The organism is Microvirga medicaginis (genome assembly GCF_052658925.1).
This window is the reverse complement of sequence record NZ_JBQWEL010000003.1, coordinates 236448-255856: the sequence shown is the minus strand read 5'-3', so window position 1 is coordinate 255856 and position 19409 is coordinate 236448. Positions and strand designations below refer to the sequence as shown.

Here is a 19409-nt window from a genome sequence, read left to right as displayed (position 1 = left end):
GGACCCGAATGGCCACGTCAGTGACCCGAACGATGCGCTAACTTGGGAAGAGGGCATCGAATTGACCCCAAAAGTGGAGTCCACTTTTGGGTCCGATGCTTTACCGCCCTTCCCCTTTCGTGGAGCCCGTATCGCGGTTTTCCGTCTGACCGCCGCCCGTGCCGACCGATCCGACCGATGAGGCCGGGCTGCCGCCAGGGATCGTTCCGCTGGGTTGCAGCGGGGTCGAGACCCCGCTCGGCGCGTGCGGCGGATTGGCGGAGGAGAACCACTGCTCGTCCGACCCGCTTTCGCTGCCCGCGCTGTAAGATGCAGTCTCAGCGGATCCTGACTGCTCCGTGGCCCCCGCCATAGAGCCGGATGAGCCCATCGGGCGCGAAGCCCCCATTCCTCGGGATGAGCCCATGCCGCCGGACATGCCCGTGGAGCTGCCCGTGGAGCCGGAGGATGCGCGGCCCTCCATGCCGCGACGGCTCAAGGAACGGTCGACCACGCCGCTGTCGAGGGGGAATGGCGGCTGCGGGCGGCGCCGCGCCGGACGCAAAGGACGGTTCGCGCGCGGCTGTCCGCGCTGAGACATGCTCCAGGCCAATGCTGCGCCGCCGATAGCGAGTACGCCCGCCAGAATGCCGAAGGTCATGCCCGTAGGCATCCCATAGCGGCTCGGCATCATCGCCTGCGGCATGTGCCAGCGAGAGGCTTCGTAGGACGCTATCATCTCACGCTCATAGGCGCGCCTCAGCGCATTCGCCTCCTGGGGAGAGATGATGCCTTGCGCTGCAGCCAGTGCTCCGTTCTCCTCCAGACTGAAGGCATGGCGGACGACGCCCATGAGTTCCTTGAATTCAAGGGCCCATTCCCGGCTGTTCTTGTTCGGATGAGCGGACAGCCTGTCGAGCCTGCGGTGGATGTCGCGGTGCTCATCGTCAAGCTCGTGCAGGTAGGTTTCCGTGCGCCCGTCCCGAGCCAGCGCGGGATAGAGCACATTCTGCTTGGCCGCGATATGACGGTCCAGCTCGTCTTCGAGATCGGCAAACAGTTCAGCGCGGCTGTTGGGACCGTGAGGAGTAGCCTCCAGCACCTCCTGACAGAGCTGCTCGATATTCGCGTGTTCCGACAAAATCATCCGCCACAGGTCCATGGCGCGCCTCCTCTCGAGATTGCTTCAGCGGAGAACGGCTTGAGAGGAAGTGCGTTCCGGCAAGGAAACCTTGGCCATGACCGTTTCTGGAAGGGGTAAGTCTGATGCGTGACAAATCGCTTCCAGGCTTGGTATGGAAGAGCATCTCTCTCCCGGCAGCACCCCGATCATGAGCGCGCAGATCCAGACCCAACCTTCCTCGTCTCTTCCCACCTATGACGACGTGATCACGGCAGCGTGGCGCATCGCGGGCGTGGCCCATCGCACCCCGGTGCTCACCTCCCGCACCGCCGACGCGCGCACGGGTGGAAAGCTGTTCTTCAAGGCGGAGAACCTGCAGCGGGGCGGCGCCTTCAAGTTCCGCGGGGCCTACAACGCCATCGCGCGGCTCCCGGAGGATGCAAAGAAGCGCGGCGTGGTGGCCTTCTCCTCCGGCAATCACGCGCAGGCTATTGCTTATGCGGGCCAGCTCCAGAATGTGCCGACCGTGATCATCATGCCGAAGGATGCGCCTGCCATGAAGGTCGCGGCCACCAAAGGCTATGGCGGCGAGGTGGTGCTCTACGATCGCTACACCGAGGATCGCGAGGAAATCGGCCGCAGGCTCTCTGCGGAACGCGGCCTCACGCTCATTCCCCCTTATGACCATGAGGACGTGATCGCGGGCCAGGGCACTGCCGCGAAGGAGTTGATCGAAGAGGTCGGGCCGCTCGACATGCTGCTCGTCTGCGTCGGTGGCGGCGGCCTGCTCGCGGGCTCGGCGCTTGCAGCGCACGCGCTCTCGCCCGGCTGCCGCATCTATGGCGTGGAGCCGGAAGCCGGCAACGATGCGCAGCAATCCTTCCGCTCAGGCTCCATCGTGCGCATTCCCGTGCCCGTGACCATCGCGGATGGGGCGCAGACCACGTATATCGGCCAGAAGACCTTTCCGATCATCCGCGCGCTGGTGAGCGACATGGTGACGGTGACGGACGAGATGCTGGTGGACACCATGCGCTTCTTTGCCGAGCGCATGAAGATCGTGGTTGAGCCCACCGGGTGCCTTGCGGCGGCTGCGGCCCTTCACGGCATCGTGCCGTGCAGGGACAAGCGCGTGGGCATCATCGTCAGCGGCGGCAATGTGGATCCGAAAGCCTTTGCAGGCTTTCTCGCCGGTCTTCCCATCTAGCAAGCCTACCGGTTTACGCGCAGGACGATGGCCCGGCCATCGTGATCGCCCGTCGTGAGCTTGGGATCGTCCGGCAGATCATTGTCGAGTTGGACGGTCCCTGCCGTCTTGTAGACCGTGTCCCGGTCCAATCTTTGGGCGAAATCGTCACGTGCCTGATTGAAGGATGCGTAGCGATGCCCCGGCCAACGCAACAGATCAACCCGCTCGCGGCTGAAGGCCCCTGTGAAGAGATACGACTGCCCCAGCGGATGCGGGCCGAAAACCCGGCCGTGATCGTTGCTGAGCTCGAACACCTCGTTGGAGAAAGCATCGTCCCAGCCCTTCGGCAGTTGCGCATAAAGCTGCCTGCTGATCATGGCCTGGTAACCGGCGGAGTGGCCAAGGCGGACGGGATAGCCGGCCTGCGCAGCCGCCGCGAGCAACCGAGCGATCGCATCCTTCGGGCTGACGGCGGCCTCATCAATGATGATGATGTTGATCGGCTCACGCAGAATCTTGCCTAGATAGGTTTCTCCCAGCCAGTCCGACGGTACGCCCTGTGCGGTGAGCATCCATTTGCCGATAGCGGGGAGGCCTTGCGGCTCCGCAATCTCCAGGTTGGGATCTGACGGCGTCTGAGACCAAGGCAGTTCAGCCCCAGCTGAGGCCGATCCCAGCAGCGCAGCGCAGAGGATCGCGATACCGCGGCCGCTCACGACTGGCCCTGAGGCACGAAGAAACAGACGATCGCTTTCGTCGTCTGCTCTTCGCACATGTGGAATTTCGCGTCCGGCGAGGCCTTCGTGTACTCGCGCCCGACGAAGCGCCCGTCCCAGAGACGATAGCCGTCCTCCGTTTCGACGACAGTCTCGCCTTTAGCGGAGGTAAGCTCCCGGCAATCATGGTCGTTGCAGCACCAGACCGGATACCAGCTATGGGCCAGAGCCTCTGAGCAGGCGAGAAGGGCCGCAGCAGCGGCGAACGTCCGAATGCGCCTGGAAGTCCTTCGTGAGGCCATTCAGGATAAGCCTTTCTTGAGGACGAAACGCCTCGGGAACGAGCTTGTCCTATGATGTTGGGCGGCACGGGCGCGCGTCCAGTCTTCGGGGCCAAGCCGTTTCTGACGATATGGGCCCCCAACCGTCATCCCCGGGCTTGTCCCGGCCATGACGAAAGAGATCGGTCCAGACGATGAGATTACTGCGACGGCTTGGCGTGCGAGAGACTGTTCAATGCACCGCGCAGGCTGTCCGGCTCGAGTCCTGACAAGCGCGCTTCGATGGCGCCATGAAGATCGCGCCAGATCGGCACGGCCGAGGCCAGCACCTTCTGCCCCTTGTCGGTGAGATGCAGAAGACGGCTGCGGCGGTCGTTCGGATCCACGGTCACCATCACGAGGCCGTCGCGCTGGAGCGGCTTCAAGGCTGCGGTCAGCGTGGTGCGATCCATCGCCAGCAATTGCGCAACCGGCCCGATGGCGGGCGGCTTCGGCCGGTTGAGGGCATTCAGCAGAGAGAATTGTCCGGAGGTGAGCCCGAGCGGCTGAAACGCCTCATCGAAGAGTCGTGAGAGCGTTCGTGCGGTTCGCTGCACATGCAGGCAGAGGCAGGTATCCCGCACGTGGATAGTTGTGTCGAAAGGAACATCGCGACTGTTTGACATGATCGGATTATGTTGATATCAACTTAAATGTCAAGATCAAAGAGGGTCTATGGGAGACGCGCAATGAAGTACGTGGAAGGGTTTGTATTGGCTGTGCCAGCCGACAAGAAGGAGATCTATCGTGAGCACGCTGCAGCGGCGGCGCCCTTGTTCAAGGAGTTTGGTGCGACCCGCCATGTCGAATGCTGGGGTGACGACGTGCCGGACGGCAAGCTCACCGACTTCCGCAGGGCCGTACAGGCGAAGGATGACGAAGTCGTGGTGTTCAGCTGGCTCGAATATCCCTCGAAGGAGGTCCGCGATGCCGCGAACGAGAAGATCATGACCGATCCGCGCATGAAGGTCATGGGCGAGCAGATGCCCTTCGACGGCAAGCGCATGATCTTCGGCGGCTTCATGCCGATCCTCGACGTTTGAGAGGTGCCCCATGTCCAATCAGCATGGCGATTTCGTCTGGTATGAACTCCTGACCACCGATGCCGACGCGGCGGCCCGGTTCTATGGCGCCATCGTCGGCTGGCAGAACCGAAAGGCAGAGGGATCGAACCTGGACTACAGGATCTTCAGGATCAACGGCACGGACGTCGCCGGGTTCATGAAGCTCCCGGCAGGCGCCGAGAGCGCGGGCATGCGCCCTTGCTGGCTGGGCTATATCGGCGTCCGTGACGTCGATGCGACGGCGGCCGATATCGCGCGGGCCGGCGGCGTGCAGCATATGCCGCCGACGGACATTCCCGGCGTCGGCCGTTTTGCGATGCTGGCCGATCCTCAGGGAGTCGTGTTCTACGTGATGCGCGGCACGATGGAAGGCACAAGCACGTCCTTCGACCAAACCCGTCCCGGTCACTGCCATTGGAACGAACTCGCCACCAGCGATCAGGGGGCTGCGCTTGCCTTCTATGCCGGATTGTTCGGCTGGGAAAAGGGCGATGCGATGCCGATGGGCGCTCAGGGCGATTATCAGTTCATCACCCATCGAGGCCAAACCATCGGCGCGGCGATGAACCGGATGCCCGACGGCCCTCCCCCGGCCTGGAACTTCTATTTCGGCGTCGAGGATATCGATGTCGCAGCGAAGGCCGTGTCCGGCAATGGCGGCGCGATCCACTACGGACCCGCCGAGGTCCCCGGCGGGGTTCATATCATTGTCGCGAGCGATCCGCAGGGTGCCATGTTCGGGCTCGTCGGACCCCGCAGGGCCTCAGCTTAAAGGCTGGCTCGAAAGGGCTGCGCGTGTCTCCCTTCCCCGGATCTCGGGTGTTCCCGAGACCCACTTATGCTGACGCAAGTCGGGGAGGGATGAAGGGTGGGAGTCGCAAAGTCGAAGCGCTGCGCATCGTCCAGAGAGCACGACACTTCTACAGCGTCATGGCCGGGCCTGTCCCGGCCATCCCGATTAGGAGAGCGCTGCGCCTCAGAAGATCGAGATCACCGGCCCAAGGCCGGTGATGACAGAGAGTGAGCTTGTTTCGTCACTCACCCCGTCATCCCCACCTTCTGCCCCTCCCGGCAAGGAGTAGGGAACAGGCGTCGGATCCTCTCCGGATTTTTTTGCCGCGCCCGCTCGAACATCCCGGGCCCGCCCATATTTCCTCCTGAGACCCAGGAATCAGGGAATGAGGATTGGCCGTGACAGCAAAGAAAGCAGAAGACGATCTCGTGGATGCCGGCTCGGAATATTCCTTCCCGGCCAGCGATCCGCCCTCCTACATGGGCGGGACTCTGGTGACGGGCGCCCCTGCGCATGACGGATCGCCGCCGCGCGAGCCGGTGAGCCATGAGCTGATTGCGCCCGACGAGGCGAAGCCGACGGAGAATGCCTCTCAGGAAGCAGATCCTGCGCGGGCCGGCAAGGCTCCGCCCCGGCCCGGCTCCGGCGGCAACAATCCATAACCCGCCGCAGGCGGGTTATGCCTTCTCCTGCAGATAAGGCTCGACCTTGCCCTTGAGCTTGATGGTCATGGGATTGCCGAAGCGGTCTTTGGCATTGCCGGCGATCACGCGAACCCAACCCTCGCTGACGCAATACTCGTCCACGTTGGTCTTCTCGGCCCCGTTGAAGCGGATGCCCACGCCCTTGGCCAGAAGCTCCTCGTTGTAATAGGGGCTGTTCGGGTTGGTGGACAGGCGGTCAGGAAGCGCGTCGGCCATAGGCAGGGTTCTCCGTTCGGGATCAAATCGGGCCGCAACCTACCCTCTCAGGACAGGGATGCCAATTCCGAACCTCCCTCCCTCGCGACATTGTTCGCCCCTGCCCTATTTTCCTCGATCATCCCTTGAACCGTCGGAGGTTCGGGGACAGCAAGACTTGCGTGGAGGGGAATATGTCCGCCGCAACGGAGGGAATTCACACTGATTTCACGGAGGGCATGAGCTATGGGGATTATCTCCAGCTCGACACCCTGCTCTCCGCGCAAAAGCCCCTGACGGCCGAGCACGACGAGCTCCTCTTCATCACCATTCATCAGGTGATGGAGCTTTGGCTCAAGCTGCTCAACCGCGAGCTCGACACCGCCATCGACCACGTCCGAGCCGACCAGCTTCAGCCTGCTTTCAAATGCACGGCACGCATCAACCGCATTCAGGAGCAGCTGATCCAGGCCTGGACCGTGCTCTCGACCATGACGCCTGCCGATTATCTCAGCTTCCGGCCGGCGCTCGGCCGCTCCTCCGGCTTCCAGTCCTGGCAATACCGCCTGGTGGAGTTCAAGCTCGGCGCCAAGGACGAAGTGAAAATGGCGCCACACCGGCATCGCGCCGATCTGGCAGAACAGATGGAGGCAGCCTATCGCGCACCCGGCCTCTATGACGAGACGCTACGCCTTCTGGCGCGGCGCGGCTATTCCGTCCCTGAGGAAGTCCTCTCTCGCGATGTGACGCAGCCCTACGAGGCTCATCCCGGCGTGGAAGCGGTGTGGGAAGAGATCTACCGCCACTCGAACGAGCATTTCGATCTCTACGAGCTCGCGGAAGAGCTCGTCGATCTGGAGGACGCCTTTCAGCAGTGGCGCTTCCGCCACATGAAGACGGTCGAGCGCATCATCGGCATGCGGCGCGGCACCGGTGGCAGCACGGGAGTTACATACTTGCGCAAGGCGCTGGAGCGGTCTTTCTTTCCCGAGCTCTGGTCCGTCCGCGGCAAACTCTGATCTCATCCAGGCACCGTCATGCTCGATCTGCGTTCCCACTTCTCCCGTTTTCTCAATGCTGAGCCGGAGCGCCTGCATTTTGCGGCCCATAGCCATCATCCCTGGCCGGATGTCACGCGCGAAGCGCATCTGCAGGCGTGGGACGATGCGGCACGCCTCATCGACGACAAGTGGGAGCATGTGCTCGGTCCCGTCCTCGATGAGTTCCGCACCCATGTGGCCGGACATCTCAACCTGCCCGATCCGGGCACCATCGCCGTCGCGCCCAATACGCATGAATTTCTCAAGCGAATTCTCTCCTGTTTTCCTGCTGAAAAACCCATCCACATCCTGACCTCGGACAGCGAATTCCACTCGTTCAGCCGCCAGATCGCGCGGTTGGAGGAGGACAAGGCCGTTGCCGTCACGCGCGTGCCGACAGAGCCCTTCACGAGCTTCGAGGATCGCTTCGCTGCAGCGGTCAGGGACGATTTCGACCTCGTCTTCGTGAGCCAGGTTTTCTTCAATTCGGGCTTTGCGGCAGATGTCCTCAAACTTGCGGAAGCCGCAGGCGACAACGCCATGGTCGTCATCGACGGCTATCACGGCTTCATGGCACTGCCGACCGATTTGAGCAGCATCGCGAACCGCGCCTTCTACATCGCCGGCGGCTACAAATACGCCATGGCAGGCGAAGGCGCCTGCTTCATGCATTGCCCGCCCGGTTGGGGATTACGCCCGCGGGACACCGGATGGTACGCGGCTTTCGGCAATCTCAGCAATGCACAGGACGGACAGGTGGGATACAGCACTGACGGCTGGCGCTTCATGGGCGCCACCTTCGACCCGTCAGGCCTTTATCGTTTCAATGCGGTGATGCGCTGGCTTTCCGGCGAGGGCATCACGCCTGCCATCATTCATGCGCATGCGAAGGCGCTGCAGCAGCAGTTTCTTCAACGCGTGACGGATTGCCCGCTCTTTGAGCGGGCCCATCTTGTCGTGCCGCACGACGAAATGCGGCGCGGGAGCTTCCTGACCTTTGAAACGCCGCAGGCTCAAGACATCTACGCCGCGCTGAAACGGCAGCATGTCGTGACCGATGTCAGGGGTCGCCGTCTGCGGATAGGCTTCGGTCTCTACCAGACTGGCGAGGAGGTGGATGAGCTTGTGCACAGGATGGAGCACGGCTCTACTGTCCTTGCTTCTGACGCTGAAGCTTCTTCAGCAGCCTAGGTCGCGTGGCAAAGCAGGAACCATTGATTCCCCCTTGGCGTTTCAGCGTGTCAGAACTCTTTTCGTTTGGGGCATCCAGCCATCAGGAGGTCTCCCATGCGTCGTATTCTCATTGGTACCCTGAGTATTGCGGCCCTCGCCTTCAGCACCAGTGCCATGGCTCAGACAACCCCAGTGCCGGGCGGCAGCGGCTCTCAAGTCACAAACCCGCAAACCTATCGCGACACCGCCAAGCGGGACCGCGAACGGTCGATGCTGCTGCAGCAAAGGAAAATGGGCCTGACGACGGGCAGCGTTAAGAAGCGTCACGTGACGAAGAAGCGTCACAGCACCGCGTATTGAAGCATGTAAGTGTCCGGCCCTCAACGAAAAGGCTCCGGAGAGAGCCGGAACCTTTTGTTTGCTTCGTGCTGGAGCATCGGACCCAAAAGTGGACTTGCACTTTTGGGATCCATCCGATGCTCCCTTGATAGAGTAGCGCATCGTTTTGAGCGGAAAACCGCATCCACTTTTCGCTGACGTGGCCCTCCGGGTCACTGACGTGGCCCTTCGGGTCCGCACGATGCGCTAGAGCTGAACAAACGGCTTGGCTGCTATCGCCCCACCGTCTGCATGCCCGCCGCGGCATAACGCGATCCTGCGGCGGCTCCTGGCGGAATGATGCGGTCGATGCGCTCAAGATCGTCCGTCGTCAATGTGACGTCGAGAGCGCCGACATTCTGCTCCAGATACTTGCGGCGCTTCGTGCCGGGGATCGGCACGATGTCGTTACCCTGCGCCAGCACCCAGGCGAGCGCGAGCTGCGCGGGCGTGCAGCCCTTCTCCTGCGCCATCGCTTCGATCTCGCGCACGAGGTCAAGGTTCTTCTGGAAATTCTCGCCCTCGAAACGCGGCGAGGAACGGCGGAAATCATCCGGATCTAGATCGTCGATGCTCTTGATCTGACCCGTGAGGAAGCCGCGACCGAGCGGCGAATAAGGCACGAAACCGATGCCGAGTTCGCGGACCGTATCGAGGATCTCATCCTCCGGATCGCGGCTCCAGAGGGAATATTCCGTCTGCAGCGCCGTAATGGGGTGAACCGCGTGCGCCCGGCGGATCGTCTGGGGTGCGGCTTCGGAGAGCCCCAGATAGCGCACCTTGCCCTGCCGCACGAGATCGGCCATCGCGCCGACCGTGTCCTCGATCGGCGTCTCAGGATCGACCCGGTGCTGATAGTAGAGATCGATCACGTCGACCTTCAGCCGCCTGAGGCTCGCCTCGCACGCCTGGCGCACGTAATCGGGCTTGCCGCTGATGCCGAGGCGCTCGCCGTTGGGTCCGCGCACATTGCCGAATTTGGTCGCGAGCACCACCTTGTCGCGCCGGTCCTTGATGGCGCGGCCGACGAGTTCCTCGTTATGTCCGACACCGTACATGTCGGCAGTATCGAGGAAGATGACGCCGAGTTCGATGGCCCGGTGAATCGTGGCGATGGACTCCTCCTCGTCGCCTCCGCCATAGAATTCCGACATGCCCATGCAGCCGAGGCCGATGGCAGAGACCTTCAATTGTCCGAGTTGGCGTTGTTGCATGGGAATCTCCTGATCCGGCGTGAATGATTGCGCATCGAAGCAGCACGCGGCCATGAACTAGAGCAGAAGCTCGAGATTCCGAGTTATGTCTTTTTTCTTGGAAAGCTATACGTCTGGCTCGATGCTGGCTATCACGGGCGTGGCACCGATTCCCGTCCCCTTGTGAGGAGGGTTGCGCTGGGCTGATCAAGGCAGCTTTCGGGCGGGCCCGAGGCCTGTGGGCGAGGATTCCAGCGCTGCACCGATTTCATGCCTTTCAACCGCCTCTCGCATCATGCCCTCTCTTCCGTCATGGCCAGACTTGACCCGGCCATCCACGTCTTGGGAGACACTGCGGATCAAAGACGTGGATCCCGGGGACGAGCCCGGGGATGACGGAGAAGATGTCAGATTCTCAGACTGCCTGCCCTGCGCACCAGCCGGAAGACCAGGCCCACTGGAAATTGTAGCCGCCGAGCCAGCCGGTCACGTCCACCACCTCGCCGATCATGTAGAGGCCGGGGACGGATTTCACCTCCATGGTCTTCGAATCAAGATCGCGCGTATCCACACCGCCCAACGTCACCTCCGCGGTGCGATAGCCTTCAGAGCCCGCAGGTTTGAAGCGCCACTGGTTCACTGCCTCCTCGATGCGCCGCAGATGCTTGTCGGAGCAATCGGCGAGGTTTGCGGGTCCCTTCTCCGTCTCCGCGATCAGCTGCGCGAGGCGTTTGGGCAGGAATGCGGAAAGCGCCGTGTGAAGCGCCTGCCTGCCGTTCTGGGCACGAACGGAGCGTAGCTCCTCGAACAGATTGACGCCCGGCAGCAGGGAAACGACGATCTCGGAGCCCTCACGCCAATAGGACGAGATCTGCAGGATCGATGGACCGCTCAAGCCGCGGTGGGTAAAGAGCATCGCCTCGGAAAACTTCATCTTCCCGCACGCGACCACCGCATCGACGGAAACGCCCGCGAGAGAACTTAAACGCTCCAGCATCGTCGATTCCAGCGTGAGCGGAACGAGCGCGGGGCGCGTCTCGACGATGTTCAATCCGAACTGCCGCGCCAGATCGTAGCCGAAGCCTGTAGCCCCCATCTTCGGGATGGACTTGCCTCCTGTCGCCACCACGAGGGAGCGGCACTGCACAGCTCCACTCGAGAGCTGGAGGCGAAAACCTTCGCTTGTTCTCTCTACCTGTGTGACAGATGTCTGCAGGCGCAGCTCGACGCCTGCCTGTTTCATCTCGGTGAGAAGCAGATCCACGATCTGCCGCGAGGAGCCATCGCAGAACAGCTGGCCGAGTGTCTTCTCATGATAGGCGATGCCATAGTGCTCCACGAGAGCGATGAAGTCGCGTTGCGTGTAGCGCCGCAAGGCCGAGATGCAGAAGCTCGGATTCTGCGAGATGAAATTGGCAGGCGACGCGTTGAGATTGGTGAAATTGCACCGCCCTCCCCCGGAGATGCGGATCTTCTCGCCGGGCTTGTCGGCATGATCGAGGATCAGCACGGACCGGCCGCGCTTTCCGGCTTGAGCCGCGCACATCATGCCGGCGGCGCCTGCGCCGATCACCACAACATCGAACTGTTCCAAGAGACTTTCCTAAGAGGGGCTTTGCGAGAAGAATGCTGGCCCATGCCGAGAAGGCCGTTCGTAATTCACTTCACGCCGGGCATGCAAGCAACAATGCTTGAGCTTTAAGGGCTTGGGCATGATATGAGCAGCGGCACAACCTGCCCTTTCGCGAGTCACCTGCTTTCATGTCGCACCTTGCCGAATACAGCGCCCTCTTTGCCGCTGCGTTCCTCTCGGCCACCATCTTTCCGTTCCAGTCGGAAGCGGTGCTCTTCGGCATGCTGGTGGCAGAGCATTATTCCTGGTGGCTGCTGATCCTCATGGCCAGCGTGGGCAACATCCTCGGCTCCATCGTGAACTGGTTTCTCGGGCGTTTCTTCAGTCACTTCGAAGGCCGCCGCTGGTTTCCGGTCAAGCGCGAGCAGATGGCGAAAGCTGAAAAATGGTATCACCGCTATGGCCGCTGGACTCTGCTGCTCAGCTGGATGCCCATCATCGGCGATCCGCTCACCATTGTGGCAGGCGTGCTGCGCGAGCCGCTGCCCGTCTTCATCCTGCTCGTGACGATCGCCAAGACGGCCCGCTATCTCGCCGTTGGAGCCTTGAGTCTCGGCTGGATTTAAGGCCCCTGCAGGCTCGACCAGATCTCCTCCAGGTGGCGCGGCCCGAGCACCGCGCCCGAAGCAGCGCGGATCACCGCATGGGTTCCGGCGGGGGCCTCATTGTTCATGGCCCAGTGAACGGCCTCGCGCAGGGAGGCGAACTCTGTCACGTCACTCGGATGCGCCTGCTCGCCACTGATCGGTTCGTATTGCAGATGGGCCGGTGAATCGAGATCGTCTTTCGTAAGCATGTTGCCCTCGTGCCTGTTTCGCCATGGCTCAGGCAGAACAACGTCATTCCTGGTTCAGGCGTTTCAATAGCAGGTTGCTTCCCGCAAGCCCGTCGTCATGGCGGGCACAGGGCCGGGCGCGACGGGATAGCGGACCTCACGGACCCGGAGCAGCGACAATCCGTGGTCGGGTTCGGAAATCGGGCGCGATTTTCCACGCCTTGCTTCCTCTCTTCCTTGCAGAAAAGGAGAGCCAGGGCCACCTTCCCGTCACGAGCCAGGGCCTTGAGAATGCAGGCTTCCGATAGCCCGACCGCCTGAGGCCGTAGAGGTCAGGCGAGGCAGTCCGGCAATTACCTTGCGACAAAGCAGCCTTCCCCACAAGGAATGGCAATTTTTCTTGCAAGTTGCGCAATTTCAGTTGAACAAGGCCTAAAGTTTACGAGGAAACCTATGCCGACCTATCGCTCTCGCACCACCACCCACGGCCGCAACATGGCGGGCGCTCGCGGCCTCTGGCGGGCCACGGGCATGAAGGATTCCGACTTCGGCAAGCCGATAATTGCGGTGGTCAACTCCTTCACCCAGTTCGTGCCAGGCCACGTCCACCTGAAGGACCTGGGCCAGCTCGTGGCACGGGAGATCGAGAAGGCGGGCGGCGTCGCCAAGGAATTCAACACCATCGCGGTGGATGACGGCATCGCCATGGGCCATGACGGCATGCTCTATTCCCTGCCCTCGCGGGAGCTGATCGCCGACTCCGTGGAATACATGGTCAACGCCCATTGCGCGGACGCCATGGTCTGCATCTCGAACTGCGACAAGATCACCCCCGGCATGCTGATGGCGTCGCTTCGCCTCAACATCCCGACGGTGTTCGTCTCCGGCGGTCCGATGGAAGCCGGCAAGGTCGTGCTGCATGGCGTGACCAAGAAGCTCGACCTCGTGGACGCCATGGTCGCCGCCGCCGACGACAAGTTCGCGGAAGAGGACATCCAGGCCATCGAGCGCTCCGCCTGCCCTACCTGCGGCTCGTGCTCGGGCATGTTCACGGCCAATTCCATGAACTGCCTGACCGAGGCGCTCGGCCTCTCCCTGCCGGGCAACGGCTCGACGCTCGCCACGCATGCCGACCGCCGCCGCCTCTTCGTGGAAGCCGGGCACCTCATCGTCGACCTTGCGCGCCGCTATTACGAGCAGGACGATGCGAGCGTGCTGCCGCGCTCGATCGCTTCGTTTGCGGCTTTCGAGAACGCGATGACGCTCGATATCGCCATGGGCGGCTCGAGCAACACGGTGCTGCATCTGCTGGCAGCGGCCTATGAGGCCGAAGTGCCCTTCACCATGGCCGATATCGACCGCCTGTCACGCCGCGTGCCGGTGCTGTGCAAGGTCGCGCCCGCCGTGGCCAACGTGCACATGGAAGACGTGCACCGCGCCGGCGGCATCATGGGAATCCTGGGCGAACTCGACCGTGCGGGCCTGCTCGATACCTCTCTGCCGACCGTGCATTCCGAGAGCATGAAGGCGGCCCTCGACCGTTGGGACGTGCGCCGCACCAACAGCCATGCCGTGCATGACTTCTACCGCGCCGCTCCCGGCGGCGTGCCGACGCAGACCGCCTTCAGCCAGGAAAGCCGCTACGACAGCCTGGACGTGGACCGCGCCGGCGGCGTCATCCGCGATGCGGAGCACGCCTTCTCGAAGGATGGCGGTCTCGCCGTGCTCTCCGGCAACCTGGCGCTCGACGGCTGCATCGTGAAGACAGCGGGCGTGGACGAGAGCATCCTGAAATTCTCCGGACCTGCCATCGTCTTCGAGAGCCAGGACGACGCCGTCAGCGGCATCCTCAACGGCAAGGTCTCGGCCGGCGACGTCGTGGTCATCCGCTACGAGGGACCGCGCGGCGGACCCGGCATGCAGGAGATGCTCTATCCCACGAGCTACCTGAAGTCGAAGGGCCTCGGAAAGGCTTGCGCGCTCATCACTGACGGGCGCTTCTCGGGCGGCACCTCGGGCCTGTCCATCGGCCACGTCTCGCCGGAAGCGGCGGAAGGCGGCACCATCGGTCTCGTGCAGGATGGCGACGTCATCGAGATCGACATCCCGAACCGCCGCATTCATCTCGCCGTGGACGAGACGGAACTGGAGCGCCGCCGCGCCGAGCAGGAGGCCAAGGGCTGGCAGCCGGCTCAGCCGCGCAAGCGCAAGGTGTCGGCGGCCCTCAAGGCCTACGCGATGCTCGCCACCAGCGCCGCCAAGGGAGCGGTGCGCCAGATCTGATTTTCCGATCCTGTCCTCAATTACGAAAACAGCCAAAAGGCTGGCGCAGGCTGCGCCAGCCTTTTGGCTTTGCGTGCAACATGCGGAATCAGCATCTTCGCAGGGATCGCCGGAGCGATTTCGAAGCCGGCCCGGCAGCTGCAATGAGGAAACAGCAGCTGAGCGGCCCAGCGCATCTCGTGGGATTTGCATCTCCTGGGATTTCCGGGATCGGGTTCTGCAACTTTAAGCTGAGATTATTGACTCTCTTTTAACCGCCTTCTCGCGTCGCTAGGCCATTCGGTCTAACGACAGGCCTTGATGTTATGTTATTATAATCCATGTACGCTGGCAGATCACGCGGCAACGGTCGCCGGAAATGGAGTCATAAGCATGAGCACGGGTCAGATCTTTGAATGGGAAAGCATTACCCAACCCTCCTACTGGGGCGGACAAATCCTTGCCTCCACCGGCCTCAGAGCCATGGATCAGATCGTCGCCACCGGCGCCGGCACCGTCACGATCATCCCCAACTTCTTCCAAACGGATAAGTTCAGCAGCTCGGTAGCATTGAGGCTCGGCGATCCGAACAATCCCTGGGACAACGAGAGCGATACCTTCGAGCAGGTCAAGCAATCCATTCTCGCGGCGAAGGCCCGCGGTCTCAACGTTGTGCTCAAGCCTCATCTCGAGACCGAGAATCGCGTCTGGCGCGCTGAAATCGCGCCCACCGATCCCAAGGCTTGGTTCGACAGATACAAGGCCATGATGGTCGAATACGCCAAGGCGGCACAGGAAGCTGGCGCGGCAATGCTCTGCGTCGGCACCGAAATGGACAGCATGACCGACCCGACGAAGGTCTGTAGCGACGGCAAAACCTACACACAGAAATGGGCCGAGATCATCGATGCCGTGCGTGCCGTCTATTCCGGCAAGGTCACCTATGCGGCCACATACTGGACGGTGCCGAAGATCGGCTTCTGGGACAAGGTCGATTACATCGGCACCGATGCCTATATCCCGTCCTCAACGGTGAACAATCCGACTGTCGATCAGATCGTGGATGCCTGGGTCAAGCCGCATTTCAATCCCTGGATCCGAGATACCCTTCATGGGGGAAAATCCGTCGTCGATTACTACAAGTCGCTCTCCGAGCAATATGGCAAGAAAGTAATCTTCACCGAGGTCGGCTATAAGAGCATGGACGGCGCCAACAAGGATCCGGGTGTTTTCAACGGCAGCGGTGAATACGATCCTCAGGAGCAGGTCGACTGCTACACGGCCCTGTTCAAGGTCATGGAGAACTACGGCGGGCAGTGGCTCGCGGGATCTTTCCTCTGGAGCTACTACTCCTTCGAAAACCCGATGGAGGAACGGGGCGTTGCATGGACGGATTACACGACGCAGCACAAACCCGCGAACGCGACGATCACCACGCATTATTCCGGTCCGGCCCACACGACCGGTCTCGTCTGGAACGGCACGGCGGGCGCCGACAAACTCGATGGCGGCTATCATAACGATACGCTCAACGGCGGGGGCGGCAATGACAAGCTCTGGGGCGGAAAAGGAAACGACATCCTCAACGGAGGAGCCGGCAACGATATCTACTATGTGGATGCCGCGGGAGACCAGGTGAAGGAAAGCTCCGCGGGCGGCACCGCTGACAGAGTCTATACGACAGTCAGCCACACGCTGGCCTCCTATGTGGAGCAGCTTTATGCTACCGGCAGTTCCTCTATTGCGCTGAAAGGTAACGGCAGCGCCAATACGATCGTCGGCAACGCAGGCAACAACAAGCTCTATGGCATGTCCGGCAACGACCGGCTGTACGGCAACAATGGCAACGACACGCTGGACGGGGGCTACGGCAAGGACGTGCTGGTGGGCGGGTCCGGCAAGGACACCTTCGTGTTCAAGGACCGGCTCGGCAGCGCGAACGTCGACAAGATCACCGACTACAACAAGCTCTACGACTCGCTCCAGCTCGACAACCGCTACATGCCCAAGCTCGGTGCCGCCGGCCGCTTGAGCAGCGCGAAATTCGTGCTCGGCAGCAAGGCCCTCGATGCCAACGATCATTTGATCTACGACCGGGCCAAGGGCTATCTTTACTATGATGCGGACGGCTCGGGAGCGGGGGCGCAGGTGCTCATCGCCCAGTTCATCAACAAGGCGGCCCTCGCCTACGCGGAGTTCACCATCATCTGATCGATCAGAGAGCGATGGCGCAGGCCACGAGAGTTGCGCCGCCGCAATATGGCGTTTATGACGCCCTGCCTCAGAGCATCGGACGAGAAAAGTGGACTTGCACTTTGGGATTGATCCGATGCTCACCCTGATTCATGAGCGCATCGTTCGGGACGGAACCGGAGGTCTGCGTTAGTGACCGAAGGGCCGTGTCAGCGAAAAATGGACCGGTTTTCCGCACGGTGCACTGGGGCCTGCTTCCAATGGTCCCAACCTTCTTTTCGCCCTTGACGGAATAGCATTGCATGGCGTCCAGTCGGGGATGTTTTCAATCGGCCATGAGGAGTCCGATGCGCCACCATGTTTTCGCGGCCATTCTCGCCTGCCTGTCAGGGCCGGCCCTTGCCCAAGGTGCATCCGACGGCCAAGGCATGAAGCTCACGGTGCGCCCCTCCGGTTATGAGGCGGAGCAGAACGAGGCTCAGCAGCGGCAGGAAAAGCTGCTCAAGCGCCTGGAGCAGAGTGACCACATGATCCGCTCCATCTGCATCAATTGCGGGGATTCGTGGAAGCATCAGATCTATGCGCCCTTCGATCCCTATGCTTCCTTGAAGCCCTCGGCCCGCCCCTCGGTCGATACAGACAACTGAGGCTTCTCTGCCAAGCCTGAGAGGCATTCCTACAACCCTGGCCTCTATTGAGCAGGATGCGCCCGCCCTGTATAACCATAAAGAGCGCAAGGGGGGCCTCGCGTTATCATCTCCGAGAATGGGGCATCACCGGCTGGTGACGTGAGATCTGGTATGGCGTGGATTTATCTGACACTGGCGGGCCTGTTCGAGATTGGCTGGGCCATCGGCCTCAAATACACGGATGGCTTCTCCCGATTGATACCCTCGGTCCTGACCGCGGTGAGCATGGTAGTCAGCGTCCTGCTGCTGGGCTTGGCCCTTAAGACGCTGCCGGTCGGGACCGGATACGCCGTCTGGACCGGCATCGGCACGGTGGGCACCGCCCTGCTCGGTATCGTCCTTCTCGGAGAGCCTGCCACCGCACTCCGCCTTGCCTGCATCGGACTGATCGTCGCCGGCATCCTCGGCCTCAAGTTCGCTTCGACCTGAGGGAGGCTTAAGTCCGATGGTTTCCCCGCCACGAAAAAAGTACTCCTCCTCCTTCGGACTCAAGATTTTCGTGGCGGTGATTTGCCTTGCCATTATCGGTCTCGAGGGCTGGCGAGACTGGAGCGAGCGCAAGCAGGAGCTCTCGCGGATCGAATCCGAGATGAGGAATCTCGCGAAGTCGCTAGCACAGCATGCGGAGGATACTTTCAACCTGGCCGATGCCATCCTGGTCGATATGGTTGACAGAATCGAGCACCATGGAACGCCCTCCGAAGACATAGCAGGGATGGAGGACTTTCTTTCTGATCGCATTCAGACCCTGCAGGCCTTGAAGGCTCTCACCATCTATGGAGAAGACGGCTTCCTCCTGAGCAGCTCCCTGCCCGGCCACACCAAGGTGAATGTCCGTGATCTTGCTTTCTTTCAGCATCACTCGGCGTCATCTGAGAAAAAGTGGTTCTTCGGTCCCATCATTCGTGACCCGCTCGGGTCCGATTGGGTCTTGACCCTGTCCCGACGTCTCAACAAGGCTGACGGCAGCTTCGGTGGCGTCGTTCAGGTGAGCATTCCGCCGCGCTATTTCTCGAACTTCTTCGGCCGCTTCGATCTCGGGTCCAAGGGATCCGTCACCATGGTGAGCGCGACGAATGCGCAGGTTCTCGCGCGCTTTCCATATGTCAATGGCGTCATTCAAGCTTCCTCCGAATGGCTGAAGAGCTCCTATGGATTGCGCGCCTATGTGTCCCCCGTCGACGGAGTGGCGCGCCTCGCTGCCTATCAGCGAAACCATGTTTATCCGGTTGTCCTGGTGGCAGCCGTCAGTCAGGACGAAGCCCTGGCGAACTGGACGGAAGAGTTCCAGCTTCGCTCGCTCGGCATCGCCGTGCTCGTTCTCATCATTGCAGTGTTGGGCTGGAGACTTGCGCAGGAGTTGCGCCGCAGAGAACAGGTGGAGTCCGAACTCGCCGTGCTCGCCACAACCGACGGTTTGACAGGTCTTGCCAATCGCCGAACGTTCGATCATCGGCTGGAGACGGAATGGCTGCGCGCCTCCCGTGATGGAACACCACTCTCGCTTCTTCTCATCGATGTCGACCAGTTCAAAGCCTACAATGACATCTATGGCCATCAGCAGGGCGACGATTGTCTGCGGAAGGTTGCGAAAGTCATCGCAGACGCCGTGAATCGTCCCGGCGATTTCGTCGCCCGCTATGGCGGCGAGGAGATCGTCGTGCTGCTGCCGAATACGGATGAGCCCGGAGCGGCAAAAGTTGCAGAAAACATCCGTGCGCAGGTCGAGGCGCTGGCCCTGCATCACGAAGCCAATGCCCCATCCTATACCCTGACGATCAGCATCGGCAGCGTCACCCAGGCGCCCGCCTTCGACCGATCTCACGCCGGCCCGACAGAACTCGTGCACATGGCCGACAAAGCGCTTTATCAAGCCAAGCAGGCCGGGCGCAATCAGGTCGCCATCGCGAAGGCGGCGTAGCGGAGAATGCTGTCCGGCGCTCTCCCCACATGGGCAAACGACGTTTGATCAGGTCACGGCGAAGAAGGA

Annotated in this window: 21 protein-coding genes; 13 read left to right on the top strand and 8 right to left on the bottom strand. The window is 61.7% G+C overall.

The annotated features are described in order from the left end of the window. Nucleotides 1-100 precede the first annotated feature (100 nt). Nucleotides 101-1141: a hemerythrin domain-containing protein gene (locus ACUXUR_RS06355; protein WP_445501504.1), complete on the bottom strand. Its 1041-nt coding sequence runs from the start codon at nt 1139-1141 to the stop codon at nt 101-103. A gap of 169 nt (nt 1142-1310) precedes the next feature. On the opposite strand from ACUXUR_RS06355, the gene ACUXUR_RS06350 reads away from it, so the two are divergent. After that, nucleotides 1311-2309: a threo-3-hydroxy-L-aspartate ammonia-lyase gene (locus ACUXUR_RS06350; protein ID WP_445501503.1), complete on the top strand. Its 999-nt coding sequence runs from the start codon at nt 1311-1313 to the stop codon at nt 2307-2309. A 5-nt stretch (nt 2310-2314) separates the two neighbouring features. Here the strand turns inward: ACUXUR_RS06350 and ACUXUR_RS06345 are convergent, their stop codons facing one another. The 3 genes from ACUXUR_RS06345 to ACUXUR_RS06335 form a co-directional block, all read right to left on the bottom strand. Continuing rightward, on the bottom strand, nt 2315-3007 hold the full coding sequence (locus tag ACUXUR_RS06345) for a hypothetical protein (RefSeq protein ID WP_445501502.1): 693 nt from the start codon (nt 3005-3007) through the stop codon (nt 2315-2317). Continuing rightward, on the bottom strand, nt 3004-3309 hold the full coding sequence (locus ACUXUR_RS06340) for a hypothetical protein (protein ID WP_445501501.1): 306 nt from the start codon (nt 3307-3309) through the stop codon (nt 3004-3006). The genes ACUXUR_RS06345 and ACUXUR_RS06340 overlap by 4 nt, the downstream gene beginning before the upstream one ends. Before the next feature lie 179 nt (nt 3310-3488). Further along, nucleotides 3489-3953, bottom strand: coding sequence for a MarR family winged helix-turn-helix transcriptional regulator (locus ACUXUR_RS06335; protein WP_445501500.1), 465 nt, complete (start codon nt 3951-3953; stop codon nt 3489-3491). Between the two features lie 63 nt (nt 3954-4016). Between ACUXUR_RS06335 and ACUXUR_RS06330 the strand changes: the two genes are divergently transcribed. From ACUXUR_RS06330 to ACUXUR_RS06320, 3 genes are all read left to right on the top strand, one after another. Further along, the gene (locus ACUXUR_RS06330; protein ID WP_445501499.1) at nt 4017-4370 is read left to right on the top strand and encodes a DUF1428 domain-containing protein; all 354 of its coding nucleotides are present in this window, start codon (nt 4017-4019) and stop codon (nt 4368-4370) included. 10 nt (nt 4371-4380) lie between these two features. After that, the gene (locus ACUXUR_RS06325) at nt 4381-5163 is read left to right on the top strand and encodes a VOC family protein (protein WP_445501498.1); all 783 of its coding nucleotides are present in this window, start codon (nt 4381-4383) and stop codon (nt 5161-5163) included. 419 nt (nt 5164-5582) lie between these two features. Next, on the top strand, nt 5583-5846 hold the full coding sequence (locus tag ACUXUR_RS06320) for a hypothetical protein (RefSeq protein ID WP_445501497.1): 264 nt from the start codon (nt 5583-5585) through the stop codon (nt 5844-5846). Between the two features lie 15 nt (nt 5847-5861). Here the strand turns inward: ACUXUR_RS06320 and ACUXUR_RS06315 are convergent, their stop codons facing one another. After that, nucleotides 5862-6104, bottom strand: coding sequence for a DUF3297 family protein (locus tag ACUXUR_RS06315; protein WP_116526774.1), 243 nt, complete (start codon nt 6102-6104; stop codon nt 5862-5864). Nucleotides 6105-6277: 173 nt separating this feature from the next. Here ACUXUR_RS06315 and kynA point away from each other — a divergent pair, with 173 nt between their 5' ends. From kynA to ACUXUR_RS06300, 3 genes are all read left to right on the top strand, one after another. Further along, nucleotides 6278-7102 (top strand): tryptophan 2,3-dioxygenase, encoded by an 825-nt coding sequence (gene kynA / locus ACUXUR_RS06310; RefSeq protein ID WP_445501496.1) that lies wholly within the window; start codon nt 6278-6280, stop codon nt 7100-7102. 18 nt (nt 7103-7120) lie between these two features. Then, nucleotides 7121-8314 carry an aminotransferase class V-fold PLP-dependent enzyme gene (locus ACUXUR_RS06305; RefSeq protein WP_445501495.1) on the top strand — a complete coding sequence of 398 codons (1194 nt, stop codon included), beginning with the start codon at nt 7121-7123 and terminating at the stop codon, nt 8312-8314. Nucleotides 8315-8410: 96 nt separating this feature from the next. Next, complete coding sequence (locus tag ACUXUR_RS06300) at nt 8411-8656, top strand: hypothetical protein (protein WP_445501494.1); 246 nt, start codon at nt 8411-8413, stop codon at nt 8654-8656. A gap of 251 nt (nt 8657-8907) precedes the next feature. Here ACUXUR_RS06300 and ACUXUR_RS06295 read toward each other — a convergent pair whose 3' ends face one another. Continuing rightward, nucleotides 8908-9888, bottom strand: a complete 981-nt coding sequence (locus tag ACUXUR_RS06295) for an aldo/keto reductase (RefSeq protein WP_445501493.1) — start codon at nt 9886-9888, stop codon at nt 8908-8910. Nucleotides 9889-10282: 394 nt separating this feature from the next. Beyond that, entirely contained in the window at nt 10283-11461 is a 1179-nt protein-coding gene (locus ACUXUR_RS06290; protein ID WP_445501492.1) for a BaiN/RdsA family NAD(P)/FAD-dependent oxidoreductase, read from the bottom strand. 167 nt (nt 11462-11628) lie between these two features. On the opposite strand from ACUXUR_RS06290, the gene ACUXUR_RS06285 reads away from it, so the two are divergent. Next, nucleotides 11629-12066 carry a YqaA family protein gene (locus ACUXUR_RS06285; protein WP_445501491.1) on the top strand — a complete coding sequence of 146 codons (438 nt, stop codon included), beginning with the start codon at nt 11629-11631 and terminating at the stop codon, nt 12064-12066. Here the strand turns inward: ACUXUR_RS06285 and ACUXUR_RS06280 are convergent. Then, nucleotides 12063-12296: a hypothetical protein gene (locus ACUXUR_RS06280; protein WP_445501490.1), complete on the bottom strand. Its 234-nt coding sequence runs from the start codon at nt 12294-12296 to the stop codon at nt 12063-12065. The two genes, ACUXUR_RS06285 and ACUXUR_RS06280, sit on opposite strands and share 4 nt — an antisense overlap. Before the next feature lie 432 nt (nt 12297-12728). On the opposite strand from ACUXUR_RS06280, the gene ilvD reads away from it, so the two are divergent. The 5 genes from ilvD to ACUXUR_RS06255 all read left to right on the top strand — a co-directional run bounded on the left by ilvD (nt 12729) and on the right by ACUXUR_RS06255 (nt 19340). After that, a complete protein-coding gene (ilvD, locus tag ACUXUR_RS06275) occupies nt 12729-14558 on the top strand; it encodes a dihydroxy-acid dehydratase (protein WP_445501489.1) in 1830 nt (609 codons plus the stop codon). 372 nt (nt 14559-14930) lie between these two features. Then, complete coding sequence (locus tag ACUXUR_RS06270) at nt 14931-16748, top strand: glycoside hydrolase family 113 (protein ID WP_445501488.1); 1818 nt, start codon at nt 14931-14933, stop codon at nt 16746-16748. A 329-nt stretch (nt 16749-17077) separates the two neighbouring features. After that, a complete protein-coding gene (locus ACUXUR_RS06265; RefSeq protein WP_445501487.1) occupies nt 17078-17377 on the top strand; it encodes a hypothetical protein in 300 nt (99 codons plus the stop codon). Between the two features lie 153 nt (nt 17378-17530). After that, nucleotides 17531-17848, top strand: coding sequence for a quaternary ammonium compound efflux SMR transporter SugE (gene sugE, locus ACUXUR_RS06260; protein ID WP_047190702.1), 318 nt, complete (start codon nt 17531-17533; stop codon nt 17846-17848). 70 nt (nt 17849-17918) lie between these two features. Next, nucleotides 17919-19340: a sensor domain-containing diguanylate cyclase gene (locus ACUXUR_RS06255; RefSeq protein WP_445501486.1), complete on the top strand. Its 1422-nt coding sequence runs from the start codon at nt 17919-17921 to the stop codon at nt 19338-19340. Nucleotides 19341-19409 lie beyond the last annotated feature (69 nt).